This is a genomic window from Arthrobacter sulfonylureivorans (assembly GCF_022637435.1).
In the GTDB taxonomy this organism is placed as follows: domain Bacteria; phylum Actinomycetota; class Actinomycetes; order Actinomycetales; family Micrococcaceae; genus Crystallibacter; species Crystallibacter sulfonylureivorans.
Genome location: NZ_CP093326.1, coordinates 1077747 through 1103419 on the forward strand (window position 1 = coordinate 1077747; position 25673 = coordinate 1103419).

Here is a 25673-nt window from a genome sequence, read left to right on the forward strand (position 1 = left end):
TCCTGCCCGCCGCCCTTGGAACCGGTGGAGCACCACGAAATTTGCGGTCCGGCCGCTAGGATCGGAACCATGGAATGGCTCATCGTGTGGATCATCATTGGCCTAATCGCCGCAGTGGTCGGGGCAGTTTTCTGGGGCAGGCGGTATTTCCGCCATGAACTGGACCGTGTCCGCCGCGTCCGGCGCGCGAACGGCGGCAAACAGTAGGAAAATCAGGCCTGCGGCTGTGCGCGTTCCTCGGGCGTGCTCTCCGCCGAGACTGTGTGCGCCCGTGCTGCGGCGGTTCGAGCGCCGGAATCGCGACGGCGGAGCGCAGCGAGGTCTTTCAGCCAATGGAATGAGGACTTGCGGATTCGCTGCTGGGTCGCGAAATCCACGTAGACCAGCCCGAACCGCTGGCTGTAGCCGGCTGCCCATTCGAAGTTGTCCATTAAAGTCCAGACGTAATAGCCGCGCAGGTCGATGCCGGCGGCGGGCCCGTTGGGTGCCGTGGCGGTCAGGGCGGCCTCAAGATGCCGGGCCAGATAGTCCACCCGCCGGACGTCGGCCACGGACGGTTCGTTCGTGAGCGCATCCGGGACCACCACGTCCTTGAAGCTGGCACCTCCTTCCGTGATGTAGACCGGCGGCAGGTCTGGATAGCGCTCCGCCATATTGGCCAAGGCCACCGGCAGGTAGTCCGGCGCCACCGGCCAGCCGAACTCGGTCCGCGCATAGCCGGGCCAGCCGGCCAGATGGAACGGCAGGTCCGCGCCCTGCTGCCTGAGCGGCTCGGGCAGCCCGTCGGGGACTGCGTCCGGCCCGGTGGAAGGACCCGGACCGAGGCCGATCCGGGTGGGAAAGTAGTAGTTCAGTCCGTAGAAGTCCAGTGGTTGGCTCATCACCGCCAGGTCTTCGTCCGGAATTTCCCGCAGGTACTGCAGGAAGGATTTGAGTACCGGATTGAAGCTCGGGTAGCGGCCCAGCAGCACCGGGTCGGAGAACATCCTGTTGTGCAGCACGTCGAACAGTTCCACCAGCACATCGTGCGCCAGCCCGTGCTTTGCTCCGACCACGGGGGAGTAGACGTTGGTGATGCCAGCCTCGCCCGAGATTCCGCCGGCCCGCAGCGCCGAGAGGCTGAGCCCGTGCGCGAGGATGAGATGGTGCGCCGCAGGAAGGGCATCGAACAGCCCGGCCTGGCCAGGCGCATGGACGCCCAAGCCGTAGCCGTTGAGGGTAACGGTGGTCGGCTCGTTGATGGTCACCCAGCGGTCCACCCGGTCGCCGAACCTATCCGCGGCGATGGCGGCGAAGTCGGCCAGCCGGTAGGCGGTGTCCCGGTTCAGCCAGCCGCCGACACGCTCCAGCGGCAGCGGCGTGTCCCAGTGATACAGCGTGCACATTGGGGAAATGCCCCGTGCCAACAACTCATCCAGCAGCCGGTCGTAGAAGTCGATGCCCCGCTGGTTGACCGGGCCCTTGCCGCCGGGCTGGATGCGCGGCCAGGACAACGAAAACCGATACGAGTCCACGCCAAGCTCGGCCAGAAGACGCACGTCCAGCGGCATCCGGTGGTAGTGGTCGCAGGCTGTATCCGCCGTGGCTCCGCCGGCAATCCGGCCCGGCTCATGGGTGAAGGCGTCCCAGCCGGACGGCCCGCGGCCGTCTTCGGCCACGGCGCCCTCGATTTGGAACGCCGCGGTGGCTACACCCAGGGTAAAGTCGGACGGTAGCAAGGCCGCCAGATGATCGGTGCCCAGTGCCATTCGCGCCTATCCTCCCTTTGACTACAGCTCCCGCTTCAACACAGGTCCCTCCGGAGCGGGTAGGCACCAGCATTGCACCGCAGGACGGCGCGCGCCAGAGCGCGTCCGCCTCAGCGGCCGGGGCCCGGTGCCACAGGCGTCGATTCGCAATCGCGGCCAAAATCTGCCACACTAGACAAGTTGTTCAAGCGCTTTTGCATGTCTATGTGCGAAGCTGTGTCCCGCCCGGGATAATGCCCGGGGCAGGGTCAGGCTCCACAGAGATGAAAGCCCAAATATAACCCACCCTCCATTTTGAGCGGGCGGAGTGCGCAGAAGGTTCGCGACACGCCCGACCGCGGGGGTCGGAGCCTCGGCAGGGTGAGGAACCCGGATTCATCCGGATTCAGTCTGTTGGAGGAGCGCCAGGCACGGGGAGATCCGGCCAGTGGGGCGCACAGGAAGAAAGTCCACAGAGCAGCACTGAGAAAGAGAGCGGAGACGCCATGGCGGGACAGAAAATCCGCATCCGTCTGAAGTCATATGACCATGAGGTCATTGATGTTTCAGCACGGAAGATCGTTGAGACGGTCACGCGTGCAGGCGCAACGGTAGTCGGCCCCGTGCCGCTGCCCACCGAGAAGAACGTGTACTGCGTTATCCGGTCGCCGCACAAGTACAAGGACAGCCGGGAGCACTTTGAAATGCGCACCCACAAGCGGCTGATCGACATTATCGATCCCACGCCCAAGGCCGTCGATTCGCTGATGCGGCTCGACCTGCCGGCGGACGTGAACATCGAAATCAAGCTGTAGGGGAGTGCGGATTCATATGTCTACCACTGCACGCCAAGTAAAGGGACTGCTGGGTACCAAGCTCGGCATGACCCAGGTCTGGGACGAGGACAACCGGCTCATCCCGGTCACCGTCGTCAAGGCTGACTCCAACGTCATCACCCAGCTGCGCTCTGCGGACGTCGACGGCTACACCGCCGTCCAGATCGGCTACGGCCAGATCGACCCGCGCAAGGTGACCAAGCCGCTGGCCGGCCACTTCGAGAAGGCCGGGGTTACCCCGCGCCGCCACGTGGTCGAGCTGCGCACTGCCGACGCCGACTCCTACGAGCTGGGCCAGGAACTCTCCGTGGAGCTGTTCGAGACCGGCCAGAAGGTCGACGTCGTCGGAACCACCAAGGGCAAGGGCTTCGCTGGTGTCATGAAGCGTCACGGCTTTGCCGGTGTAAGCGCCTCGCACGGCGCGCACAAGAACCACCGTAAGCCCGGTTCCATCGGTGGCGCGTCCACTCCGGGCCGCGTTTTCCGGGGCCAGCGCATGGCCGGCCGCATGGGCGCCGTCCAACAGACCACACTGAACCTGACCGTTCACGCTGTGGACACCGAGAACTCGCTGCTCTTGATCAAGGGTGCCGTTCCCGGTGCCCGCGGCTCGGTCGTTCTCGTCCGTTCCGCTGTGAAGGGAGCCTAGTTCAATGGCTAACACGATCAAGGTTGACCTGCCTGCAGAGATCTTCGACGTCCAGACCAACGTGCCGCTGCTGCACCAGGTCGTCGTCGCACAGCTCGCTGCTGCCCGTCAGGGAACCCACAAGACCAAGACCCGCGCCGAGGTTTCCGGTGCCGGCCGCAAGCCGTTCAAGCAGAAGGGCACCGGCCGCGCCCGTCAGGGTTCGATCCGCGCTCCGCACATGACCGGCGGCGGCGTGGTGCACGGCCCGACCCCGCGCGACTACAGCCAGCGCACGCCCAAGAAGATGAAGGCTGCTGCCCTGCGCGGCGCCCTGTCTGACCGGGCACGCAACGGCCGCATCCACGTTGTGGACGCACTGGTTGCCGGCGACAAGCCGTCCACCAAGGCTGTTACCGAGACCCTGCGCGCCATCACCGACCGCAAGAACCTGCTCGTAGCCATCGAGCGCGCCAACGATGTTGCGGCCCTGAGCCTGCGCAACATCGAGGGTGTTCACACCATCTACGTGGATCAGCTGAACACCTACGACGTGCTGGTTTCCGACGACGTGGTCTTCACCCAGGCCGCCTTCGAGGCTTTCATCGCAGATAAAACCGGCGACAAGACTGCAGCTAACGCAACTGCCAAGGAGGACGCCAAGTGAGCGCGACCACCACAAAAGATCCCCGCGACGTGATCATTGCTCCCGTCGTCTCGGAGAAGAGCTACGGCCTGATCGACGAAGGTAAGTACACCTTCTTCGTCGACCCGCGCTCTAACAAGACCGAGATCAAGCTGGCCGTGGAGAAGATTTTCTCCGTCAAGGTCGACTCGATCAACACCATCAACCGTGCCGGTAAGCGCAAGCGGACCAAGTTCGGATGGGGACAGCGCAAGGACACCAAGCGCGCCATTGTCACCCTGAAGGAAGGCACAATTGACATCTTCGGCGGTCCGCTTTCTTAAGCGGAGACCACTTTAACGAGGAATTGAACTATGGGAATCCGTAAATACAAGCCGACTACACCGGGCCGTCGCGGCTCGAGCGTAGCCGACTTTGCCGAAATCACGCGGTCGACACCGGAAAAGTCGTTGCTGCGTCCGCTGACCAAGTCCGGCGGCCGTAACAACTCCGGCAAGATCACCACCCGCCACAAGGGCGGCGGACACAAGCGCCAGTACCGTCTGATCGACTTCCGTCGCCACGACAAGGACGGCGTGCCCGCCAAGGTCGCTCACATCGAGTATGACCCGAACCGCACCGCGCGGATCGCTCTGTTGCACTACGTTGATGGCACCAAGCGCTACATCCTGGCTCCGGCCAAGCTGAAGCAGGGAGACACCGTTGAGGCCGGCGCTAGCGCCGACATCAAGCCGGGCAACAACCTGCCGCTGCGCAACATCCCCGTCGGTACTGTGATCCACGCTGTGGAGTTGCGTCCGGGCGGCGGTGCCAAGATGGCCCGCTCCGCCGGCGCCTCCGTGCAGTTGGTAGCCAAGGAAGGCAAGTACGGCCAGCTCCGTCTGCCGTCCGGCGAAATCCGCAACGTTGACGTGCGCTGCCGCGCAACCGTCGGCGAGGTTGGCAACGCCGAGCAGTCCAACATCAACTGGGGCAAGGCCGGCCGCATGCGCTGGAAGGGCGTCCGCCCGACCGTCCGCGGTGTGGCCATGAACCCGGTCGACCACCCGCACGGTGGTGGCGAGGGCAAGACCTCCGGTGGCCGTCACCCGGTCAACCCGAACGGCAAGCCCGAGGGCCGCACCCGCCGCCCGAACAAGGAAAGCGACCGCCTGATTGTGCGTCGCCGTCGTACTGGCAAGAACAAGCGATAGGAGCCTGGGAACATGCCACGCAGCCTGAAGAAAGGCCCCTTCGTCGATCAGCACCTCTTCGTGAAGGTAGCTGCAGAGAACGAAAAGGGCACCAAGAACGTCATTAAGACGTGGTCCCGCCGTTCGATGATCGTCCCCGACATGCTCGGGCACACGATTGCCGTACACGACGGACGCAAGCACATCCCGGTGTTTGTCACCGAGTCGATGGTCGGGCACAAGCTCGGCGAATTCGCCCCGACGCGGACTTTCCGCGGCCATGTGAAGGACGACCGCAAGGGCAAGCGCCGCTAGGCGCTGCTCTTACGGCAGAAGACGAGAGAAGGAAAGCAATGGAAGCCAAGGCTATTGCGCGCCATATCCGCGTGACGCCTATGAAGGCCCGGCGCGTCGTCAACCTTGTTCGTGGCAAGCAGGCGAATGAGGCTCTGGCAATCTTGAAGTTTGCCCCCCAGGCAGCTTCAGAGCCGGTCAGCAAGGTACTCGCGTCGGCCGTCGCCAACGCCCGCGTTCTCGCGGACCGTGACGGCGTCGCCTTTGACGAGAGCGACCTCTATATCAGCGAAGCATTCGTAGATGAAGGCCCCACCATGAAGCGGTTCCAGCCGCGCGCCCAGGGGCGTGCCTACCGCATCAATAAGCGGACCAGCCACATCACGCTTGTTGTAGCTACCCCGGAGAAAGAGGAGGACCAGTAAGTGGGACAGAAAGTAAACCCGCACGGATTCCGACTCGGTATCACCACCGACCATGTCTCCCACTGGTTCGCTGACAGCAACAAGGCCGGCCAGCGCTACAAGGACTTCGTCCGCGAGGACGTGAAGATCCGCCAGTTGATGTCCACGGGCATGGACCGCGCGGGCATCGCGAAGGTTGAGATCGAGCGTACCCGTGACCGTGTTCGTGTGGATATCCACACCGCACGCCCCGGCATTGTCATTGGCCGCCGCGGCGCCGAAGCAGACCGCATCCGCGGCGAGCTGGAGAAGCTCACCGGCAAGCAGGTGCAGCTGAACATCCTCGAGGTCAAGAACCCGGAGATCGAAGCTCAGCTGGTTGCCCAGGGCATCGCCGAGCAGCTGACTTCGCGCGTGGCTTTCCGCCGCGCCATGAAGAAGGCCATGCAGTCCGCCACCCGCGCCGGCGCCAAGGGCATCCGTGTCCAGTGCTCCGGTCGCCTCGGCGGCGCTGAAATGAGCCGTTCGGAGTTCTACCGCGAAGGCCGTGTGCCCCTGCACACCCTGCGTGCGAACATCGACTACGGCTTCTTCGAGGCCAAGACCACGTTCGGTCGCATCGGCGTCAAGGTCTGGATCTACAAGGGCGACGTGACCGCAAAGGAACTGGCTGCCCAGCAGGCTGCCGCTCCGTCCTCGCGTGGCCGTGGCGACCGTCCGGGCCGCCCCGCCGCTGGTGGCGAGCGCCGTCGTCGTAATGACCGTCCTGCCGCTCCCGCCGCAGGCGAGGGTGCAGCCAAGGCCGACGCTCCTGCCGCTGAGGCAGGAGCTACTGCTCAGAACACCGCGGCAGAAGGAGGAGAAGCTTAAATGCTTATCCCACGTCGAGTTAAGTTCCGTAAGCAGCACCACCCGGGTCGTTCCGGCGCTGCTACCGGCGGCACCGAGGTCAGCTTCGGCGAGTGGGGTATCCAGGCTCTGACGCCGGCATACGTCACCAACCGCCAGATTGAAGCGGCCCGTATTGCGATGACCCGCCACATCAAGCGTGGCGGCAAGGTCTGGATCAACATTTATCCGGACCGCCCGCTGACCAAGAAGCCCGCCGAAACCCGTATGGGTTCCGGTAAGGGTTCGCCGGAATGGTGGGTCGCAAACGTCAAGCCGGGTCGGGTTCTGTTTGAACTCTCCGGTGTCAATGAAGAGGTAGCTCGCGAGGCACTGCGCCTGGCGATCCACAAGCTGCCGTTGAAGGCACGCATTGTGCGTCGCGAAGGTGGTGAATAGAAATGGCAGTTGGTTCAAAGGAACTGGCAACCGATCAGCTCGAGACATTCGATAAGGACCGTCTCGCAGAGGAGCTGCGCAAGGCCAAGGAGGAGCTGTTCAACCTCCGTTTCCAGTCCGCCACCGGTCAGCTGGAAAACCATGGCCGCCTGAAGGCAGTCAAGCGCGACATCGCACGCATCTACACCGTGCTGCGTGAGCGCGAGCTGGGCATTCGCCCCGACGTCGAGGTTTCAGTTGAAGCCCCGGCCGAGGAGAAGAAGGCCAAGAAGGCTAAGAAGTCTGAAAAGGCTGCAGAAGCCGACACCGCCGAGACCGCAGCCCCCGCTTCGGAGGATGAGGCCAAGTGAGCGAAAACACTAACAAGGATGCAACTGTGGAAGAAGCCACTCAGGCTCGCGGTTACCGTAAGACCGCCCGCGGCTACGTCGTCTCGGACAAGATGGACAAGACCATCGTGGTCGAGGTTGAGGACCGCGTGAAGCACGCGCTGTACGGCAAGGTGATCCGCCGGACCGAAAAGCGCAAGGCCCACGACGAGCAGAACTCCGCCGGCATCGGCGACCTGGTTCTGATCGCCGAGACCCGGCCGCTGTCCGCCACCAAGCGGTGGCGCTTGGTCGAGATCATTGAAAAGGCCAAGTAGGACTTAGGTCCTGTGCGGGGCCCGCCTGCAGAGCGGGCGGGCCCCGCACCCTTTAAGTTTCCCTTCCGGCACCATGGATCCCGGTTCGCCGGAGCAACCGGAAGGGTTTGGAAGGGAAGGCGGTTGCTGAAGTATTGACCGCGGACCCTTTGAAAAGTACAAGCCCCTGGCCGTGATTTCACGTCCGGGGTGTCTTGGTCATAAACTAGTAATCTTGCCTGTGCCGTTTGGAAAGACCATCCATCCTTCCGCATGGACAGAATAGGCAAATTCCCGCAACCGCCTTCGGACCGCACACACGTGTGGCCAGGGGGAGTTACGGTGCGGGCTACCCATATCCGTTCCGCAAGGCTCAGCTATGAGAACCGGCGCGACGACAGGAGTAATAAGTGATTCAGCAGGAGTCGCGACTGAAGGTCGCCGACAACACGGGGGCCAAGGAAATCTTGACCATCCGCGTTCTCGGCGGATCCGGCCGTCGCTACGCAGGCATTGGCGACACCATTGTTGCCACCGTCAAGGACGCAATTCCGGGCGGCAACGTCAAGAAGGGTGACATCGTCAAGGCTGTCATCGTTCGCACCAAGAAGGAACGCCGCCGTGCGGACGGTTCCTACATCAAGTTCGATGAGAACGCAGCCGTGATCCTCAAGAACGACGGCGATCCCCGCGGCACCCGTATCTTCGGTCCGGTCGGCCGTGAGCTTCGCGACAAGAAGTTCATGAAGATCATTTCGCTGGCTCCGGAGGTGCTGTAGTCCATGGCTAAGTACAAGATCAAGAAGGGTGACCTGGTTCAGGTCATCACCGGTGCCAAGGCTGAGCGCGGCGGCGACCGCGGCAAGCAGGGCAAGGTCCTGAAGGTGTTCACGGAGACCAACCGCGTGCTGGTTGAAGGCGTCAACCGCGTCACCAAGCACACCAAGGCCGGACAGTCGGACCGCGGCACGAAGACCGGTGGCATCGAGACCGTTGAGGCTCCGATCCACATCTCGAACGTGGCGATCGTCGATCCCGAGACCAAGAAGCCGACCCGGGTTGGCTACCGCACCGAAACCGTCGAGCGTGATGGCCGTGAGCGCACTGTGCGCATCCGCGTGTCCAAGGCCTCCGGGAAGGACCTCTAATGACTGAGACTGTCACCAAGATCGTCCCCCGTCTGAAGACTCGCTACGCCGGCGAGATCAAGCAGGCTCTGCGGGACGAGTTCAAGTACGAGAACGTGAACCAGGTTCCGCGCCTGGTCAAGGTCGTTGTCAACATGGGTGTGGGAGATGCCGCCAAGGACTCCAAGCTCATCGACGGCGCCGTCCGCGACCTGACCCAGATCACCGGCCAGAAGCCGCAGGTCACCAAGGCCCGCAAGTCCATCGCCCAGTTCAAGCTGCGCGAAGGCATGCCGATCGGCGCCCACGCGACGCTGCGCGGCGACCGCATGTGGGAATTCGTGGACCGTCTGGTTTCGCTGGCTCTGCCCCGTATCCGCGACTTCCGCGGCCTCAACGGCAAGCAGTTCGACGGAAACGGTAACTACACCTTCGGTCTGACCGAGCAGTCGATGTTCCACGAGATCGATCAGGACAAGATCGACCGCGTGCGCGGCATGGACATCACCGTAGTGACCACCGCAAAGACCGATGACGAGGGCCGTGCGCTGTTGAAGGCGCTTGGCTTCCCGTTCAAGACCGAAGATTAATCTAGCTACGTGAAAGGTCCCGCCCCGGCGCCCAGTGCTGTCCGGAGCGAGGAAACCGTTACGAGGAAGGGCAAGAGCCCACAATGACTATGACAGATCCTGTCGCAGACATGCTCACGCGTCTGCGCAACGCCAACTCGGCTTACCATGACACGGTGTCGATGCCGTACAGCAAGCTCAAGGCTCGCGTCGCCGACATCCTGAAGGCCGAAGGCTACATCGCCGGCTGGAAGGAAGAAGAGGCCGAGGTCGGCAAGAAGTTGACCCTGGAACTCAAGTTCGGTCCGAGCCGCGAGCGTTCCATCGCCGGCATCCGCCGCATTTCCAAGCCCGGTCTGCGCGTTTACGCGAAGTCCACCAACCTGCCGCACGTGCTCGGTGGCCTGGGCATCGCAATCCTGTCCACCTCTTCCGGACTGATGACTGATCGTCAGGCCGGCAAGAAGGGCGTGGGCGGCGAAGTCCTCGCTTACGTCTGGTAACGGAAAGGAAGAGATTAAATGTCACGTATTGGACGTCTCCCCATCACCGTTCCCGCTGGCGTTGAGGTCAAGGTCGACGGCAACGTCGTCTCCGTCAAGGGCGCCAAGGGCGAGCTGAGCCACACTCTGGCTTCGCCCATCACGGCTTCCCTCGAGGAGAGCACCCTGACCGTTGGCCGCCCGAACGACGAGCGCGAATCCCGGTCCCTGCATGGCCTGACCCGCACGCTGATCAACAACATGATCGTTGGCGTGACCGAGGGCTACAAGAAGGACCTCGAGATCGTCGGCACCGGTTACCGCGTGCAGGCCAAGGGCTCGGACCTCGAGTTCGCCCTGGGCTTCAGCCACCCGGTGATCGTGAATGCCCCCGAAGGCATCACCTTCGCCGTGGAGGGTGCTACCAAGCTCTCCGTCTCCGGCATCAACAAGCAGCAGGTCGGCGAAGTTGCTGCCAACATCCGCAAGCTGCGTAAGCCCGACCCCTACAAGGGCAAGGGCGTTCGCTACGCCGGCGAACAAATCCGCCGCAAGGTCGGAAAGGCTGGTAAGTAAACCATGGCGATCAGCATTAATAAGAAGCGGACCTCAAAGTCCAAGTCCGCAGCACGCGGCCGCCGCCACCTGCGCGTCCGCAAGCGCATCACCGGTACCGCGGTCCGTCCGCGCCTGGTGGTCAACCGTTCCGCACGCCACATCTTTGTCCAGGTTGTCGATGACAGCAAGGGCATCACCGTGGCTTCTGCTTCCACCATGGAAGCCGATCTGCGGGCCCTCGATGGCGACAAGTCTGCCAAGGCAAAGCGCGTCGGCGAGCTCGTGGCCGAGCGTGCCAAGGCTGCCGGTGTTGAGGCTGTGGTCTTCGACCGCGGCGGCAACCGGTACCACGGCCGCATCGCAGCGGTTGCCGACGGCGCACGTGAAGGTGGGCTGGCACTGTGACCGCTGAGAACAACGAAAAGGAAACTCAGGTGACTGAAGCAACTGAGACCGCTGCCGCGGGATCCGCTGAGACCACCGCTGCTTCCGGCCAGGACGACCGCCGCGGCGGACGTCGTGGCGAACGTAGCGGCGGCGGCGACCGTGGTGGCCGCGGACGTGGCCGCGACAATGCACGCGATGCCGAGAAGGACAAGTTCCTCGAGCGCGTCGTCACCATCAACCGCGTGTCCAAGGTCGTCAAGGGCGGCCGCCGCTTTAGCTTCACGGCTCTGGTAGTTGTCGGCGACGGCAATGGCATGGTCGGCGTGGGCTACGGCAAGGCCAAGGAAGTCCCGGCAGCGATCGCCAAGGGCGTGGAAGAGGCCAAGAAGTCCTTCTTCCGTGTCCCGATCATCGCCGGAACCGTTCCGCACCAGGTGCAGGGCGAAGCTGCTGCAGGCGTTGTCATGCTGCGTCCGGCCGCTGCCGGTACCGGTGTGATCGCCGGCGGTCCGGTCCGCGCCGTACTCGAGTGCGCCGGCATCCACGATGTGCTCTCCAAGTCGCTGGGTTCGTCCAACGCGATCAACATCGTGCACGCTACCGTCGACGCGCTGCGTCGCCTGGAGGAGCCCCGCTCCGTGGCAGCCCGCCGTGGCCTGCCCCTGGAAGACGTTGCTCCGGCGATCCTGCTGCGCAACATGCAGAAGGCAGGTGCGTAATGACCACGCCCAAGAATCTGACTCCGTCGGATGCACAGTTGGAAATCACGCAGATCAAGTCCGTCATTGGCGGCAAGCAGAACCAGCGCGACACGCTGCGTTCACTGGGCCTGAAGCGCATCGGACACACCGTTGTCCGTAGCGCCGATGCAGTGACCGTTGGCATGGTCAACACTGTTTCTCACCTGGTGAAGGTTGAGGAGGCGAAGTAAAGATGGCAGAAGAGAACAAGACTCTCAAGGTCCACCACCTGCGTCCTGCCCCCGGTGCCAAGACCGCCAAGACCCGTGTTGGTCGTGGTGAAGGCTCCAAGGGTAAGACCGCCGGTCGCGGTACCAAGGGTACAAAGGCCCGTTACCAGGTCAAGGCTGGCTTTGCCGGCGGCCAGTTGCCGCTGCACATGCGCCTGCCGAAGCTGCGCGGCTTCAAGAACCCGTTCAAGGTGGAGTACCAGGTGGTGAACCTGGACAAGCTCAATGAGCTGTTTCCCGAAGGCGGCGACGTGACCGTGGAGGCCCTGGTGGCCAAGGGCGCGGTTCGCAAGAACCAGCCCGTGAAGGTCCTGGGCACCGGCGACATCACCGTCAAGGTCGATATGAAGGTTGACGCCTTCTCCGCCAGTGCCGCTGAGAAGATTGCCGCCGCTGGCGGCACCGTGACGGCGCTCTAGCAGCCCGTACCGGGTGCAGTCTTTTAGCAGCCCCTGACTGAACTCGTGGTGGCCGGTATTCGCCGGTCGCCACGAGTTCAGCCGCTTTAAAGGCACACGACGTATTCTTAATCCGTTTAATGCGAACGGGCCGAGCCGATAGACTCGGATCTTGTGACTTGCCGCGCAGCGGCATCAGAAACTTTTTGGGAGGACGCTTGCTTAGCGCAATTGGCCGGGCATTCCGGACGCCGGACCTGCGGCGCAAGTTGCTGTTCACGCTGGGGATCATGACGATCTACCGCGTGGGCGTATTCATCCCGGCACCGGGTGTGGACTACGGCAACGTGCAGCAGTGTCTGGCGCTGGGCAATACCAGCGGCGGGCTGTATCAGTTCGTCAATCTGTTCAGCGGCGGCGCGCTGCTGCAGGTGTCCATCTTCGCCCTCGGCATCATGCCGTACATCACCGCCAGCATCATCGTGCAGCTGCTGCGCGTGGTCATCCCGCGGTTCCAGGAACTGCACCAGGAAGGTCCACAGGGCCAGTCCAAACTGACGCAGTACACCCGTTACCTGACAATCGCCCTGGGCCTGCTCAACGCCACGACGCTGGTGTCGCTGGCGCGGAGCGGGGCTCTGCTGGGCAACTGCCCGGTTCCGATCATCCCCGAAGACAACCTGGTCGTGATCAGCCTGATCATCTTGACACTGACCGCGGGCACCGGCCTGATCATGTGGATGGGCGAGCTGATCACCGAGAAGGGTGTCGGCAACGGCATGTCCTTGCTGATCTTCATCTCGATCGCCGCCGGTTTCCCGAGCTCGCTGGGCGAGATCTGGAACACCCAGGGTGTGAACGTCTTCCTCGGCGTGCTGTTGGTCGGCCTGCTGACCGTGGCTGCGGTGGTCTTCGTGGAACAGTCGCAGCGCCGGATCCCGGTGCAGTATGCCAAGCGCATGGTGGGACGCCGCACCGTCGGCGGTACCAGCACCTACATTCCGATCAAGGTCAACATGGCCGGCGTCATCCCGGTGATCTTCGCGTCGTCGATGCTGTACCTGCCGTCCCTGATCGCGCAGTTCAACACGCCGACCGACGGCACCACCGCGCCGCCGGAGTGGGTCAACTGGATCAACACGTACCTGGTCAGCGGGGACTCGCCGTTCTACATGGCGGTCTACTTCTCCCTGATCGTCTTCTTCACCTACTTCTACGTGGCCATCACCTTCAACCCAGAGGAAGTCGCGGAGAATATGAAGAAGTACGGCGGCTTCATCCCGGGCATCCGGGCCGGCCGCCCGACCGCGGAGTACCTGCAGTACGTGCTGGCCAGGATCACGCTGCCCGGTGCGCTCTACCTGGGCATCATCTCGCTGATCCCGCTGATCGCGCTGGTGCTCATCAACGCTAACCAGAACTTCCCGTTCGGCGGCGTTTCCATCCTCATCATGGTTGGTGTGGGATTGGAGACCGTCAAACAAATCAACGCACAACTACAGCAACGCCACTACGAAGGACTTCTGCGATGACACAAATGCTCATTATCGGCCCGCCCGGATCCGGCAAGGGCACCCAGGCCTCCCGCATTTCCGACCGGTTGGGCATCGTCGCGATCTCCACCGGAGACATCTTCCGCGCCAACGTGAAGGAAGAGACGCCGCTAGGCATCGAAGCCAAGAAGTACATCGACAAGGGCGAGTTCGTGCCGGACAGCGTCACCAACAACATGGTGCGCGACCGGTTGAAGCAGCCGGACGCCGCCGACGGCTTCCTGCTGGACGGCTACCCCCGCACCAGCGGCCAGGTGGACGAACTGGACAACATCCTCGCCGAGGCCGGCACACAGCTGGACATCGTCCTGCAGCTGACCGCCGACGACGAGGAACTGGTCCAGCGCCTGCTCGGCCGCGCCGCGCAGGAAGGCCGCAGCGACGACAACGAGACAGTGATCCGGCGCCGGCTGGCCCTGTACCACGAGGAGACCGCCGTCGTCGTGAACCGCTACGCGGAGCGCGGCATTGTGGCCACCGTTGACGGCATCGGCGACATCGACGAGGTCACCGAGCGGATCATGAACGCGCTCAAGTCCGTCACGGCCTAACACCCCAGAGAGTCAGAGACAGCCCATGGCGTTCCGCCAGCCCAGCATCGAATACAAGACCAATGACCAGATCCGCAAAATGCGCACCGCCGGTCTGGTGGTCAGCCGCGCCCTTGACGCCGCGGTTGCCGCTGCCGTCCCCGGCGCCACCACGGCGGACGTGGACGCGGCCTTCGAAGCGGTGCTGGACGAAGCCGGCGCCAAGAGCAACTTCAAGGGGTACCACGGCTTCCCGGCCACGGTCTGCGTTTCCGTCAACGAGGAAGTGGTCCACGGCATCCCCGGAAGCAAGGTGCTCCAGGACGGAGACATCATCTCGGTCGACGGCGGCTGCAGCGTGGACGGCTGGCACGGCGACTCCGCACGCGGCGTGATCGTGGGCACCGCCGATCCGGAAGACCAGCGGCTCTCCGATGTCACCGAGGAAGCCATGTGGCGGGGTATCGCCGCCCTGGCCAACGGCCATCGCGTGGGCGACATCGGCAACGCCATCGATGACTACGTGTCCTCCGTGCCCGGCAAGCCGCTGGGCATCCTGGAGGACTACGTTGGCCACGGCATCGGCACCGCCATGCACCAAGCCCCGGACGTGCTGAACTACCGGACCAACCACCGCGGGGCGAAGATCCGCCCCGGGCTGTGCCTGGCCATCGAACCAATGCTGGTCCGCGGGGACATCGAGACCAAGGTGCTGGACGACGACTGGACCGTGGTGACCACGGACGGCTCGCGTTCCTGCCAGTGGGAGCACACCGTGGCCGTGCATGACGGCGGCATTTGGGTCTTGACGGCCGAAGACGGGGGAGCGGCACGGCTGGCTCCGCTGGGCGTTACCCCGGTGCCGCTGGACTAGCTGCCGGCTGCCCGGCCCGACTTCATCGCCCGAAGGCCGGTCCCGCTGGATAGATCGTCCAGCCGGACCGGCCTTCGGGCGTTTAATGAAATTCCCCGAAAGGATGTCCCGCACCATGATGGGATCCCACCACGCCCTCTCCGGCGCCGCCGCCTGGATCGCCCTCACCAGCCAGGTGCACGTGCCGTTGGATGCCATTACGACGCCGATGGGCTGGGGCGAGCAGAGCCTCACCTTGGGCTGGGGACTGCTGGACGTCGGGCCGCTGGGCCTGATCACCGGAGCCATGGTGACCGCAGGCGCCGCGCTGGTGCCGGACGCAGACCACCACAACGCCACCATCGCCCACTCGCTGCCCCCGCTCTCCAACTCGGTCTGCGCCGGCGTGGGGGCGCTGGCCGGCGGACATCGCCGAGGCACCCACTCGCTGATCGGCTTGGTGGCCTTCGTGGCCACGGCGTGGGTTGCCGGGCTCTGGACGGTGGAGACCGAATGGTTCGGCACGGTTTATCCGGGTGCGGGCATCTTGTGCGTGCTGCTGGTTGCCTTCGCGGCCAAAGCCCTCAAGTTCCTGCCCGACGGGCTGCAGAAGATTCCGTGGGCCGTGGGCGTGTCGGTGGCCGCGTTCATCGCCCTGTACGCCCCGGAACATCAGAACTGGTTCCCGCTGGCCATGGGCATCGGCGTGGTCATGCATGTGCTCGGCGACATGCTGACCACCGGGGGAGTGAATCTGCTCTGGCCCCTACGCATCAAGCCGCCCAAGGTCTGGCGCCGTGTCCCGCTGCTGAACACCATCTGGCGGCGGAACGGCTATTTCGCGCTGCCGCTGCTGGGAAATGCCGGGTCCGTGCGCGAATGGGCGTTGCTGGTGCCGGTCAGCGCCTACGTAGTCATACTGTTCGTGGGCGCTTGCGTGGACGTTGGACACCGGGGCCTGACGGCGCTCGGCGCCGGCTGACCCCCGCGGCCCTCCGCCGACAGTAAAAGACGAATTGGGAAGAACCAGAGGAGAGACTGCATGAGCCGGAATCCGAAGCGCATCGATGGGAAAGCGGTGGTGCTGGTGGTGGTCGTTGCCGCGCTCTTCGCAACGGTTCTGCTCCCGGCGGTGAACGCTGGCTTCACCCTCGTCTCCGGCGCTGGGGATGAGACGCAGCCGGGCGGGTTGCGGGTCCTCCTGACGGCGGTCATTGGCGTGCTGACCGCCTCCTTCGCCGGCATCGGCGCGGCCGCGTTGCTCCGGCGCCGGCGGCGGAACAGGCCATGATGCCGCCGGGCGGTCCGCGCCGGATGGGCCGCCCGGCAACACCCGGGTGCCCGCCGGGCCAACTCACTGAATGGCCCCATCCTTGCTCCGGCGCAGCTGCCGGGTGAGGATGAGGCCATGGCTTCTTCCATCACCGATGTGCCCGGCATCCGCGTGGGCCAGGTCCAAAAGACCGGCGACGGTTGGCTCACCGGCGTCACCGTGGTGCTGCCGCCGCCTGGCACCGTGGGCGCCGTGGACGTGCGCGGCGGAGGGCCGGCCACGCACGAAACCGACGCCCTGGACCCCACCACCCTGGTGCCGACCGTGGACGCGGTGGTGCTGGCCGGCGGAAGCGCCTTCGGGCTGATCGCCGCACACGGGGCACAGCGCTGGCTGGAGGAACAAGGACTCGGTTACCGCACGGCGAACGCCGTGGTGCCGATTGTCCCGGCGGCAGCCATCTATGACCTGGGCCGGGGCGGGGACATCACGGCCCGCCCTGATGAGCAGATGGGGTACGACGCCGCTGCATCCGCGGGCGCGATGCAAGACTTCGGCGCGGTGCAGCGCGGCAACGTCGGCGCCGGCACCGGTGCGGCCATGGGCTTCCAGCAGTACAAGGGGGGTGTGGGGACCGCCTCGCTGCGGATGAGCGGCGCGAACGACGGCGTGGTGGTTGGCGCGCTGGCGGTGGTGAACGCCGTCGGCATGCCGTTCCACGGCGCGGGAAGTGGGGCGGAAGGTCTCCACACGGGCGCTGCGCGCCCTGGTCGACCACCGGGGGAGGACGGCGCCGCTGGTGGACCTCCGGGGGAGGACGCTGCCGCTGGCCCGCCACCGGGGTTTGGAACGTCGGCCGCCCCGCTGAACACCACCCTCTGTGTGGTCGCCACCAACGCGGTGCTGGATCCGGCCCAAGCCAAACGGGCCGCCTCCGCCGCGCACGCCGGGCTGGCCCGGGCGCTGAGCCCGTCGCACACGCTGATGGACGGAGATGTGGTCTTCACCCTGGCCACCGGAGCGCAGCCCTTGGTCCAGAAAGGTCCGATGGATGCCCGGGCGGAACTGCACGTGCTCGCCGCGGAGGCGGTCACCGCTGCCATCAGGGACGCGGTGGTGAGCGCCGAACGGGTGGAGGGCTCCGGCGTCGTACTGGAAAAGTACCCGTACCCGGACTGAGGCGTTGCGCCGCGGCATCACACGGGGCATTGCGCTGGGCAGCGCGGGGCCGCTGCCCAACCGTTATCCGGATTTAACTTAATCCCGCATCCGGAGTACAGTTGTCTGTTGGTTGTCTCTACTTTCATGCCCATCTTCGGGTGCATGGCGCCCGCGAAAGCCGTTTGGTTTCGTACGGCGTCAGTGGGTGTAGCGGCAAGCAAAACCCAAAAACTAGCCACCGCGTCAGCGATGGTTACTGACGTTAGCGGAGGATATGGCTAAGAAAGACGGTGTCATTGAGATTGAAGGCACTGTGCAGGAGGCTCTGCCCAATGCGATGTTCCGCGTTGAGTTGACCAACGGGCACGTTGTGCTGGCTCATATCTCAGGAAAGATGCGTCAGCACTACATCAGGATCCTCCCCGAGGACCGCGTTGTGGTGGAACTCAGCCCGTACGACCTCTCACGGGGCCGTATCGTCTACCGCTACAAGTAAAGACTTATGCCGCGGGCAACCGCGGGGAACGTAAGTAGTTACAACAGCATCAGCTAACAACGCAAAGGAAAACCATGAAGGTCCAGCCGAGCGTCAAGCGGATTTGTGACAAGTGCCAGGTGATTCGTCGCAAGGGCAACGTCATCGTGATCTGCGAGAACCCGCGCCACAAGCAGCGCCAGGGCTAAGACTCCTGCTTTAGCAGGGGCCGCACGCCCACGCGTAGTAACTCAATAAAGGCAGCGCAGCAGGGCAACCTGCATACCCCCGGCACGGAGGCCGGGGACCCGCACAACGGGGATGTGCTGCTTCAGACCTCCGGATACAACAAGGAGAACCGCCAATATGGCTCGTCTCGCTGGCGTAGATATTCCCCGCGAAAAGCGGGTAATTATCGCCCTGACTTACATCTACGGCGTGGGCAAGACCCGTGCAGAGCAGGTTATCGCGGAGACCGGTATCAGCCCGGACACCCGCGTCAAGGACCTCACCGACGCTGAGCTCGTTCAGCTGCGTGACTTCATCGAGGGCAACTACAAGGTTGAAGGCGACCTCCGCCGCGAAGTTGCAGCCGACATCCGCCGCAAGGTTGAAATCGGCAGCTACGAAGGCATCCGCCACCGCCGCGGCCTGCCCGTCCGCGGACAGCGCACCAAGACCAACGCCCGTACCCGCAAGGGCCCGAAGCGTACCGTCGCCGGTAAGAAGAAGACCCGCTGATTCCCAGCCGGTCAGCTAGCTACCAACCAACTTTGTAGGAGAAGAAATGCCCCCCAAGACTCGTGGAGCGGTCCGCAAGCCGCGTCGCAAGGACAAAAAGAACATCGCGCTGGGCCAGGCGCACATCAAGAGCACCTTCAACAACACCATCGTGTCCATCACGGACCCGTCCGGTGCCGTCATCTCGTGGGCCTCGGCCGGCGAGGTGGGCTTCAAGGGCTCCCGCAAGTCCACTCCGTTCGCCGCGCAGATGGCCGCCGAATCGGCTGCCAAGCGCGCCCAGGAGCACGGCCTGAAGAAGGTCGACGTCTTCGTGAAGGGCCCGGGGTCGGGACGCGAGACCGCCATCCGTTCGCTGCAGGCCGCTGGCCTCGAGGTTGGCTCCATCTCGGACGTCACCCCCAGCGCCCACAACGGATGCCGTCCGCCGAAGCGCCGCCGCGTCTAATCAGCCCAAGGATACTTTTGGCCGCCGCACAGAGTCCTCCCACGTTTGCGGGAGATCCTGTCGGCGGCCGAAAGTTCCACGCTGGAGGCTGACCAGCCGCCCATTTCCACCAATTCGTGCTGCGTCATATAGCGGATGCTCGCTGAAAGGAAACTAAGTGCTCATTGCACAGCGCCCCACCCTTACTGAAGAAGTAGTGGCCGATAACCGTTCCCGGTTCGTCATCGAACCGTTGGAGCCGGGCTTTGGCTACACCCTCGGAAACTCTCTCCGCCGCACGCTGCTGTCCTCGATCCCGGGTGCTGCCGTAACCAGCATCCGCATCGACGGCGTGCTGCATGAGTTCACCACCGTGCCGGGTGTGAAGGAAGATGTCACCGAGATCATCCTGAACATCAAGAACCTGGCCGTCTCCTCCGAGCACGACGAGCCCGTGGTTGCCTACCTGCGCAAGCAGGGACCCGGCGTCGTCACCGCTGCAGACATTGCTCCGCCGGCCGGCGTGGAATTCCACAACCCGGACCTGCACATCGCCACGCTGAACGAGAAGGGCAAGTTCGAACTCGAACTGACCATCGAACGCGGCCGTGGCTACGTGTCGGCAGCCCAGAACAAGTCCGGCGACCAGGAGATCGGCCGTATCCCGGTTGACTCCATCTACTCGCCGGTGCTGAAGGTGACCTTCAAGGTTGAGGCAACCCGTGTTGAGCAGCGCACCGACTTCGACCGCCTGATTGTCGACGTCGAAACCAAGGACTCCATTGCACCGCGCGACGCCGTCGCCTCTGCCGGAACCACCCTGGTTGAACTGTTCGGCCTGGCCCGCGAGCTGAACACCGCCGCCGAAGGCATCGAGATTGGCCCGAGCCCCACGGACGCCGCCCTGGCTGCCGACATGGCCCTGCCGATCGAGGACCTGGAGCTGACGGTCCGTTCCTACAACTGCCTTAAGCGTGAGGGCATCCACTCCGTGGGTGAACTCGTTGCCCGCTCCGAGGCCGACCTGATGGACATCCGCAACTTCGGTGCCAAGTCCATCGACGAGGTCAAGGCAAAGCTGGTGGAACTGGGTCTGTCGCTGAAGGATTCGCCTCCTGGGTTCGATCTGGCTGCCCGCGCGGCTGCCATCGACGAGGACGAAACCTTCGAGGACGAACTCTAAATCGCAAGAATTCTGCCGCCTTGGCGCTCGGGAGCGCACAGCGGCACCATTGAGGAGAAAACATAATGCCTACCCCCGCTAAGGGTCCGCGCCTCGGAGGCGGTCCTGCCCACGAGCGCCTGATGCTCGCCAACCTGTCTGCCGCTCTCTTCGAGCACAAGCGGATCACCACCACGGTCACCAAGGCCAAGCGCCTGCGCCCGTTCGCAGAGCGCCTGATCACCTTCGCCAAGCGCGGAGACCTGTCCTCGCGCCGCCGCGTGCTGGCCGTAATCAGCAACAAGGGCATCGTGCACGAGCTGTTCACCGACATCGCTCCGGTCATGTCCGCCCGCGACGGCGGCTACACCCGCATCACCAAGATCGGCAACCGCAAGGGCGACAACGCCCCCATGGCAGTCATCGAACTGGTGCTGGAGCCCGTTTCCCCGAAGCAGGCCGTGGTGAACGAGGCCGAGAAGGCCACCGCCAAGGCTGCCCCGGCCCCGGTCGAGGAAGAGACCGCTTCGGCCGAGTCTGCTGAGTCGCCCGAGTCCGCACAGTCCGGCGATTCCGCCGAGTCGGCTGATTCCGCGGAGTCCGCTCCGTCGGCCGAGTCCGCTGAGGAAGCCACCGAAGAGAAGAAGTAGTTCTTCACTTTCGCTGTCTGAAGCCCGCTGTTCCCTTAGGGGAGCGGCGGGCTTCTGCGTACCCAAGAAATTTCAAACAACGACGGCGATGCTCGGCTTGGGGGAGCGGTGTGGCGGCTGCCTGCAACTCATCCGGGTGTCCGGCAGCTTCCGAATACTGCTAACGGGCTCCCGGTAGCATTAACCCCATGCAACTGAACACCTCCGCCGTCCCTGACCGGGGCGGCGATCTTGTGCGCGTCCGGATGGACGTGGCGTACGACGGCGGTCCCTTCAGCGGATGGGCTGTGCAGCCCGGCAGGCTGACCGTCCAAGGCGCTCTCGAGGAAGCGCTGGAGATAATGATCCGACGGCCGGTCCGGCTCACCGTTGCCGGCCGCACCGACGCCGGCGTGCATGCCCGAGGTCAGGTGGTGCATTTCGACCTGGAAGCAAAGGAGTGGCACGGACTCGCACGAGGGCAGGAGGTGGACCCCGGACATGCCTTGGTTCGACGGCTACGCGGCGTGCTGGCCAAGGTGCTTGGCGGCCGCGTCGGCGCACCGGTGCCCTATCGGGACCTCGCCGGGGCCATCGAGGTCAGGCGGGCTGTCATCGCACCGGCAGGATTCGACGCCCGGTTCTCAGCCTTGTGGCGCCGCTACAGCTACCGCATCGCGGACGACGCCGAGCTATGGGATCCGTTGTTCCGCAACACCACGCTCTGGCACAAACACGCTCTCGGCGTCGACCTGCTGAACGAGGCCGCCGCCAAACTCCTGGGCATCGGTGACTTCTTGGCGTTCTGCAAACCGCGCGAAGGCGCCACCACCATTCGTGAGTTGCAGAAGTTTGAATTCACCCGTGATGCCGACGGCGTGGTCATTGCCACCGTTCAGGCTGATGCCTTCTGCCACAACATGGTACGTTCGCTGATTGGCGCGTCGCTGATGGTCGGCAGCGGTGAGCAGTCGGCAGAGTGGCTGCGTGACCGGATGCTGGCGAAGGTCCGCGATTCGCAGACCAAGTTGGCCCCGCCGCATCCGTTGGTGCTGGAAGAAGTGCTCTATCCGGACGGTGGCGAACTGCTGCGCCGCGCTGAGCAAACCAGGGCCAAGCGCTCGGACCCTGACGAGGGGTGAGGTGGATTGCTTCCGGCGGTTCCCCCATGAGCCGCCGGAAGCCATTCAACCGGTGTGATCCCGGATCCCCCAGCAGGTCCATTGGACCCTGCTGGCTAAATCTTGCATGGCAAATGCATTAAACACAATGGTTTTAGACGTCTGACTTCTCCCACCACTATGCAGATAGCCAGCCGTCGAGCGAAGTGCTGCTAGGCCGCCTGCGGTGTCAATTCGGCGCGAAGCGGCCAGTCCTGGCCCTCTAGGATGACCTGGGCGCTGACGCCGGTGTGGACGTTGACGACGATCGGAGCCATCAAGTTTACGGTGGTCCCGGATTCGCCTGGGTTGGCTACCACCAGCACCATGGCGTCCTCGGAGGCGTTGAGGTCCAGGGCTGCCCGGTCGTCGTCGGAAATCACGGGCGTGTATTGGTTCAGGTAGGTCGCCGCGTCTAGCACGAACAGGCGCTTGGCTGGTTCGGCCACTGGTTGCAAGGAGTACAGGCCGGCCGCACCATCGATCTCGTCCAAGGTGAAGTTCACCAGCGGAGCCAGACCCGGGGGAGGAGCGACGAAGGTCAGCGAGGCGCTCACCGCAGGAAGTCCATCAGCGTCGGCTGCAGCACACGCGCCGTGACCTGCAGGGCTGCCTGGTAAGCCACCTCCTGCATCTTCAGGTCCAGCACCACCTTGCCCAAGTCCGGATCCTCGATCCCGGAGCGGCGGGCTTCCAGCGAAACAGCTTCGTCCAAGTTCGTCTCCTGGGCTTTCAGGATCTGTGCATGGCGGGTACCGACCTCGGCGCGGGCATTGATCACAGTGTTCAGCTTGGCATCGATGGCATTCAGTCGATCGCTGACATCCACGCCGGAGCGAAGATCTGCTGACATGGACTCCAGGAGAGCGAAGACCGATGTGGTCGGATTACCATTCACGTCGGTCCCATCCTCACCGAAGACCGAGGCGCCGTCTGCGTCCACACGCACAGTGAGGTTCGCTCCGATACGCCGATCCACGGTGGAATCCGGGCCATCAAATTTGTAGGGCGCTACGTCCGTATAGTCGAAGACTTTTCCGTCTGAATTGCCTGCAAAAACGCTTCGGCCCAGATACTGGGTTTTCGACGCATCCAGAAGGCTTGACTTGATGCTGTCGAGCTCCAGAGCGATTGCTTCTCGTGCCGTTGGCGTGAGGGAGCCGTTTGAGGCCTGGATAGTGAGATCGCGGGCCTTGTTCAACAGACCGGTGACCGTTCCCAAGGCTGAATCGGCCGTAGTAAGCCAGCCGTTTGCATCGTCGATGTTGCGTTTGTACTGTTCGTTGGCCCGAATATCTGCCCGAGTGCGCATGGAGTCCGCCGTACCGGTCGGGTCGTCCGACGGGCGGGTAATCAGCGACTCGCCGGCTGCCAGTTCCTGCAGCTTGGCAATACGTGCCATGTTGTCTTGCAGATTGCGCTGCGCAAAGCTGCTCATCGTTTGGTTAGTGACTCGCGAAATCATGGACTATCTCCCAACCAATCCGGTGCGGTTGATCAACGTGTCGAGCATTTCATCAATCGCCGTCATTACTCGCGCCGCGCCTTGGTAGGCGTGCTGGTAGGACAGCAGGTTTACGTTTTCTTCGTCCAGATCTACTGATGCGTTCGAAATTTGCAGGGATTTCGCCGACTGCGACGCGATGTCAGCCAGATTGGCCTGCTGCAGTTCAGTCTTGGCTTGGACGCCTATTTTCGTGACGATTTGCTCCCAATGGCGATCGGGGGATACGTCCGGGTCGTGGGCCAGTTGTGAGATCTTGTCGGCGTGAGAACCGTCCAAAGGACTTCCCGCTGCCCCAGCCGTAGCGAGCTTGTCGGAGGAGGCAACCAAGACGTTCAGGGACTGTGCTGCATTAGCCGAGTCGTACTCAAAAAAGTCACCGGCGCCAGCCCCGGTTCGAGTGAAGCCAGCAGCGTGGACCCCATTGACTGCTTCTGCCAAGCCTCTGGCGAATCCGTTGTAACTATCCGCTGCCTGGCGCAAGGGGCCAACCCCAGGGCCAGCTCCCAACATGGACAGTGCGCCGGCTATCTCGCCGCCATCGAGCACCATCGGGGCATCACGTGTTTCCCACATCATCTTCACGCCGTCGATACCAGAGATATCCGTATCGCCGTCAATCCTGACCCTGTGAGCGCTGGAACCGGTGACGAGCGCGTTCCCACCGATGAGGACGTCGACCTGCCCGTCGCTACCTTGGCGAACAGTGGCACCGGTGAGGGCAGCCAATCGCTCGGTCAGCAAGTTGCGGTGGTCCATCAGCTCGTTGGCAGAGCCGCCGTTGGCCACAGCGAACCGGATCTTCTCGTTCAGGCTAGCTACCTGCGAGGCGGTGCCGTTGACCTCTGCGGCCATAGTGTCCACATTGGAGCGCACACGGGAGAACTGCTCACGCACTTCCTGGTAACCGCGTCTAATCATGTTGGCCAGGATGTTCGCTTCCTCCAGCACCACACCGCCGGCTGCAGGATCGTTCGGCCTGTTGGACAGATCCTGCCACGATGCCCAGAAGTCCTGGAGCTGGGCGGAGATGCCATTCTTGCCGGGTTCGCGGAGCGAAGCTTCCAGATCGGACATCGCGTTCGCGCGCGCGGCAGAATATCCAGCAACGCCGGCGGAGAATCGCACGCGTGTGTCCAGGTGCATGTCGCCCAGCCGGGCGATCGCGTCAACCGATACGCCCTGACCAATCTGCACTCCGCCGGTCAGTAGGCCGGTGCGTTCCAGCGCGCCGATCGATGACGTGCTGACCCGCTGGCGGGTGTAGCCCTCGGTGTTGGCATTGGCGATGTTCTGGCCCACGACGTTTAAGCCCTGGCGGGCGGCCACCAGACCGGTGTAAGCGGTGTTCAGGCCGCTGAAGGTGCTCACTGCGAAAACCTCAGATCGTTGTGTCGAACAGCTGGGAACGGTCACCGGATACTCCGGCCGTTCCGTGGGAGTCGTAGGTGCCGGCGTCGGGATTGAAATTGGCCAGCGTTTCCTGCGTGGAACGGGCAGCGGCACGGAGAAACTTCTCGTTCACGTCGCGTAGCTCGCGGATCTGCAGGGTCAGCTGGGTTAGTGCCTGCAGATGGCCCTTGAAGATTTCGCCCCAGGGTCCTTCCGGAGCCTGGTCGGTCAGCTCGCGCAGCGTGGCACCTTCCTGGGTGCCCCATTCGCGGGCTAGTAGGGCCACCTCTACCGTCCGGGCCAGACCGGCGTCGCGCAGCCGCTCCAGCACCTGTTCCACCTCGCGAGTGGCGTGCTGCAGCCAGCGGGACTTGCCGGCGGTCAGGAGCAGTTGCTCCACTTCGAGCTTGAAGACCAACAGTTCAAGAAGTTCGCGTTCGTGCCACAGCATGGCGGACAGTTCATGGGCTCCCATGTCAGGCACCTCCCCTGGTTGATTCTGCGGAAACGCCCCCACGTTCCGCGTCAAAAGGCCGTCACTGGATGAACTGAAAGTAACGGCACGGCTACATTCCTATCTATCGGCCCAAAAACCCTGTCCGTTAGAAGCATTTGATGGTAGGTTTCACCAAGAGATGAATCGTTCTTCCGAGGCCGCACCCCTCGGAGTCTCAATGAAGCGATCCATCCATGCATCTTGGCA

At 63.7% G+C, this 25673-nt stretch carries 39 protein-coding genes; 34 read left to right on the plus strand and 5 right to left on the minus strand.

Annotation, left to right across the window (positions count from 1 at the left end):
* Window positions 1–69 precede the first annotated feature (69 nt).
* On the plus strand, window positions 70–207 hold the full coding sequence (locus tag MNQ99_RS05220) for a hypothetical protein (protein WP_164745350.1): 138 nt from the start codon (window positions 70–72) through the stop codon (window positions 205–207).
* A 5-nt stretch (window positions 208–212) separates the two neighbouring features.
* Here MNQ99_RS05220 and MNQ99_RS05225 read toward each other — a convergent pair whose 3' ends face one another.
* A complete protein-coding gene (locus MNQ99_RS05225) occupies window positions 213–1748 on the minus strand; it encodes a glycoside hydrolase family 1 protein (RefSeq protein WP_241914684.1) in 1536 nt (511 codons plus the stop codon).
* A gap of 485 nt (window positions 1749–2233) precedes the next feature.
* Here MNQ99_RS05225 and rpsJ point away from each other — a divergent pair, with 485 nt between their 5' ends.
* The 33 genes from rpsJ (at window position 2234) to MNQ99_RS05390 (ending at window position 22056) form a co-directional block, all read left to right on the plus strand.
* Window positions 2234–2542, plus strand: coding sequence for a 30S ribosomal protein S10 (gene rpsJ / locus MNQ99_RS05230; RefSeq protein ID WP_003803825.1), 309 nt, complete (start codon window positions 2234–2236; stop codon window positions 2540–2542).
* A 16-nt stretch (window positions 2543–2558) separates the two neighbouring features.
* On the plus strand, window positions 2559–3212 hold the full coding sequence (rplC, locus tag MNQ99_RS05235; protein ID WP_127511061.1) for a 50S ribosomal protein L3: 654 nt from the start codon (window positions 2559–2561) through the stop codon (window positions 3210–3212).
* A 4-nt stretch (window positions 3213–3216) separates the two neighbouring features.
* Window positions 3217–3858, plus strand: coding sequence for a 50S ribosomal protein L4 (gene rplD, locus MNQ99_RS05240; RefSeq protein WP_127511062.1), 642 nt, complete (start codon window positions 3217–3219; stop codon window positions 3856–3858).
* Window positions 3855–4160, plus strand: coding sequence for a 50S ribosomal protein L23 (rplW, locus tag MNQ99_RS05245; protein WP_127511063.1), 306 nt, complete (start codon window positions 3855–3857; stop codon window positions 4158–4160). Before rplD ends, rplW begins: the two co-directional genes overlap by 4 nt.
* 30 nt (window positions 4161–4190) lie before the next feature.
* On the plus strand, window positions 4191–5030 hold the full coding sequence (rplB, locus tag MNQ99_RS05250; RefSeq protein ID WP_127511064.1) for a 50S ribosomal protein L2: 840 nt from the start codon (window positions 4191–4193) through the stop codon (window positions 5028–5030).
* Window positions 5031–5042: 12 nt separating this feature from the next.
* The gene (rpsS, locus tag MNQ99_RS05255; protein ID WP_074701289.1) at window positions 5043–5324 is read left to right on the plus strand and encodes a 30S ribosomal protein S19; all 282 of its coding nucleotides are present in this window, start codon (window positions 5043–5045) and stop codon (window positions 5322–5324) included.
* Between the two features lie 38 nt (window positions 5325–5362).
* Window positions 5363–5728, plus strand: coding sequence for a 50S ribosomal protein L22 (rplV, locus tag MNQ99_RS05260; protein WP_074701290.1), 366 nt, complete (start codon window positions 5363–5365; stop codon window positions 5726–5728).
* Window positions 5729–6577 (plus strand): 30S ribosomal protein S3, encoded by an 849-nt coding sequence (rpsC, locus tag MNQ99_RS05265; protein ID WP_127511065.1) that lies wholly within the window; start codon window positions 5729–5731, stop codon window positions 6575–6577. It abuts the gene before it with no gap.
* Window positions 6578–6994, plus strand: coding sequence for a 50S ribosomal protein L16 (gene rplP / locus MNQ99_RS05270; protein WP_127511066.1), 417 nt, complete (start codon window positions 6578–6580; stop codon window positions 6992–6994). It begins immediately after the preceding gene.
* 2 nt (window positions 6995–6996) lie between these two features.
* Entirely contained in the window at window positions 6997–7344 is a 348-nt protein-coding gene (gene rpmC / locus MNQ99_RS05275; protein WP_127511067.1) for a 50S ribosomal protein L29, read from the plus strand.
* The gene (gene rpsQ, locus MNQ99_RS05280) at window positions 7341–7640 is read left to right on the plus strand and encodes a 30S ribosomal protein S17 (RefSeq protein WP_127511068.1); all 300 of its coding nucleotides are present in this window, start codon (window positions 7341–7343) and stop codon (window positions 7638–7640) included. Before rpmC ends, rpsQ begins: the two co-directional genes overlap by 4 nt.
* A gap of 389 nt (window positions 7641–8029) precedes the next feature.
* Window positions 8030–8398 carry a 50S ribosomal protein L14 gene (rplN, locus tag MNQ99_RS05285; protein WP_127511069.1) on the plus strand — a complete coding sequence of 123 codons (369 nt, stop codon included), beginning with the start codon at window positions 8030–8032 and terminating at the stop codon, window positions 8396–8398.
* A 3-nt stretch (window positions 8399–8401) separates the two neighbouring features.
* Window positions 8402–8767, plus strand: a complete 366-nt coding sequence (gene rplX / locus MNQ99_RS05290; RefSeq protein WP_127511070.1) for a 50S ribosomal protein L24 — start codon at window positions 8402–8404, stop codon at window positions 8765–8767.
* Window positions 8767–9336 (plus strand): 50S ribosomal protein L5, encoded by a 570-nt coding sequence (gene rplE, locus MNQ99_RS05295; protein WP_127511071.1) that lies wholly within the window; start codon window positions 8767–8769, stop codon window positions 9334–9336. The genes rplX and rplE overlap by 1 nt, the downstream gene beginning before the upstream one ends.
* Window positions 9337–9419: 83 nt before the next feature.
* Window positions 9420–9818 carry a 30S ribosomal protein S8 gene (rpsH, locus tag MNQ99_RS05300; RefSeq protein ID WP_127511072.1) on the plus strand — a complete coding sequence of 133 codons (399 nt, stop codon included), beginning with the start codon at window positions 9420–9422 and terminating at the stop codon, window positions 9816–9818.
* A gap of 18 nt (window positions 9819–9836) precedes the next feature.
* Window positions 9837–10373: a 50S ribosomal protein L6 gene (rplF, locus tag MNQ99_RS05305; RefSeq protein ID WP_127511073.1), complete on the plus strand. Its 537-nt coding sequence runs from the start codon at window positions 9837–9839 to the stop codon at window positions 10371–10373.
* Between the two features lie 3 nt (window positions 10374–10376).
* A complete protein-coding gene (gene rplR / locus MNQ99_RS05310; protein ID WP_127511074.1) occupies window positions 10377–10760 on the plus strand; it encodes a 50S ribosomal protein L18 in 384 nt (127 codons plus the stop codon).
* Complete coding sequence (rpsE, locus tag MNQ99_RS05315) at window positions 10757–11461, plus strand: 30S ribosomal protein S5 (RefSeq protein WP_127511075.1); 705 nt, start codon at window positions 10757–10759, stop codon at window positions 11459–11461. Before rplR ends, rpsE begins: the two co-directional genes overlap by 4 nt.
* Window positions 11461–11673 (plus strand): 50S ribosomal protein L30, encoded by a 213-nt coding sequence (gene rpmD / locus MNQ99_RS05320; protein ID WP_127511076.1) that lies wholly within the window; start codon window positions 11461–11463, stop codon window positions 11671–11673. The genes rpsE and rpmD overlap by 1 nt, the downstream gene beginning before the upstream one ends.
* 2 nt (window positions 11674–11675) lie before the next feature.
* Window positions 11676–12131, plus strand: a complete 456-nt coding sequence (gene rplO, locus MNQ99_RS05325; RefSeq protein WP_241914686.1) for a 50S ribosomal protein L15 — start codon at window positions 11676–11678, stop codon at window positions 12129–12131.
* A gap of 197 nt (window positions 12132–12328) precedes the next feature.
* Window positions 12329–13642, plus strand: a complete 1314-nt coding sequence (gene secY / locus MNQ99_RS05330; protein ID WP_127511078.1) for a preprotein translocase subunit SecY — start codon at window positions 12329–12331, stop codon at window positions 13640–13642.
* The gene (locus MNQ99_RS05335; protein WP_241914687.1) at window positions 13639–14214 is read left to right on the plus strand and encodes an adenylate kinase; all 576 of its coding nucleotides are present in this window, start codon (window positions 13639–13641) and stop codon (window positions 14212–14214) included. The genes secY and MNQ99_RS05335 overlap by 4 nt, the downstream gene beginning before the upstream one ends.
* Window positions 14215–14239: 25 nt before the next feature.
* Entirely contained in the window at window positions 14240–15067 is an 828-nt protein-coding gene (gene map, locus MNQ99_RS05340) for a type I methionyl aminopeptidase (protein WP_241914688.1), read from the plus strand.
* A gap of 115 nt (window positions 15068–15182) precedes the next feature.
* Window positions 15183–16028, plus strand: coding sequence for a metal-dependent hydrolase (locus tag MNQ99_RS05345; RefSeq protein ID WP_241914689.1), 846 nt, complete (start codon window positions 15183–15185; stop codon window positions 16026–16028).
* Between the two features lie 60 nt (window positions 16029–16088).
* Window positions 16089–16337 (plus strand): hypothetical protein, encoded by a 249-nt coding sequence (locus MNQ99_RS05350; protein ID WP_241914690.1) that lies wholly within the window; start codon window positions 16089–16091, stop codon window positions 16335–16337.
* A gap of 117 nt (window positions 16338–16454) precedes the next feature.
* Window positions 16455–17498, plus strand: coding sequence for a P1 family peptidase (locus MNQ99_RS05355; protein ID WP_241914691.1), 1044 nt, complete (start codon window positions 16455–16457; stop codon window positions 17496–17498).
* A 256-nt stretch (window positions 17499–17754) separates the two neighbouring features.
* Window positions 17755–17976 carry a translation initiation factor IF-1 gene (gene infA / locus MNQ99_RS05360; RefSeq protein WP_005267757.1) on the plus strand — a complete coding sequence of 74 codons (222 nt, stop codon included), beginning with the start codon at window positions 17755–17757 and terminating at the stop codon, window positions 17974–17976.
* A gap of 74 nt (window positions 17977–18050) precedes the next feature.
* The gene (gene rpmJ / locus MNQ99_RS05365; protein WP_005267758.1) at window positions 18051–18164 is read left to right on the plus strand and encodes a 50S ribosomal protein L36; all 114 of its coding nucleotides are present in this window, start codon (window positions 18051–18053) and stop codon (window positions 18162–18164) included.
* Window positions 18165–18321: 157 nt separating this feature from the next.
* Window positions 18322–18696: a 30S ribosomal protein S13 gene (gene rpsM, locus MNQ99_RS05370; RefSeq protein WP_127511084.1), complete on the plus strand. Its 375-nt coding sequence runs from the start codon at window positions 18322–18324 to the stop codon at window positions 18694–18696.
* A gap of 46 nt (window positions 18697–18742) precedes the next feature.
* Window positions 18743–19144: a 30S ribosomal protein S11 gene (gene rpsK, locus MNQ99_RS05375; protein ID WP_127511085.1), complete on the plus strand. Its 402-nt coding sequence runs from the start codon at window positions 18743–18745 to the stop codon at window positions 19142–19144.
* A 157-nt stretch (window positions 19145–19301) separates the two neighbouring features.
* Window positions 19302–20306 (plus strand): DNA-directed RNA polymerase subunit alpha, encoded by a 1005-nt coding sequence (locus MNQ99_RS05380; protein WP_127511086.1) that lies wholly within the window; start codon window positions 19302–19304, stop codon window positions 20304–20306.
* Between the two features lie 65 nt (window positions 20307–20371).
* Window positions 20372–20935, plus strand: coding sequence for a 50S ribosomal protein L17 (gene rplQ / locus MNQ99_RS05385; protein ID WP_241914692.1), 564 nt, complete (start codon window positions 20372–20374; stop codon window positions 20933–20935).
* 188 nt (window positions 20936–21123) lie between these two features.
* The gene (locus MNQ99_RS05390) at window positions 21124–22056 is read left to right on the plus strand and encodes a tRNA pseudouridine synthase A (RefSeq protein ID WP_241914693.1); all 933 of its coding nucleotides are present in this window, start codon (window positions 21124–21126) and stop codon (window positions 22054–22056) included.
* 191 nt (window positions 22057–22247) lie between these two features.
* Here the strand turns inward: MNQ99_RS05390 and fliW are convergent, their stop codons facing one another.
* From fliW to MNQ99_RS05410, 4 genes are read right to left on the minus strand one after another with little or no spacing between them, the layout of a single operon-like run.
* Window positions 22248–22631, minus strand: coding sequence for a flagellar assembly protein FliW (fliW, locus tag MNQ99_RS05395; protein WP_241914694.1), 384 nt, complete (start codon window positions 22629–22631; stop codon window positions 22248–22250).
* Window positions 22628–23539: a flagellar hook-associated protein FlgL gene (flgL, locus tag MNQ99_RS05400; RefSeq protein WP_277883601.1), complete on the minus strand. Its 912-nt coding sequence runs from the start codon at window positions 23537–23539 to the stop codon at window positions 22628–22630. Before flgL ends, fliW begins: the two co-directional genes overlap by 4 nt.
* A 3-nt stretch (window positions 23540–23542) precedes the next feature.
* On the minus strand, window positions 23543–24949 hold the full coding sequence (gene flgK / locus MNQ99_RS05405) for a flagellar hook-associated protein FlgK (RefSeq protein WP_241914696.1): 1407 nt from the start codon (window positions 24947–24949) through the stop codon (window positions 23543–23545).
* Between the two features lie 10 nt (window positions 24950–24959).
* On the minus strand, window positions 24960–25445 hold the full coding sequence (locus tag MNQ99_RS05410; RefSeq protein ID WP_241914697.1) for a flagellar protein FlgN: 486 nt from the start codon (window positions 25443–25445) through the stop codon (window positions 24960–24962).
* Window positions 25446–25673: the final 228 nt, after the last annotated feature.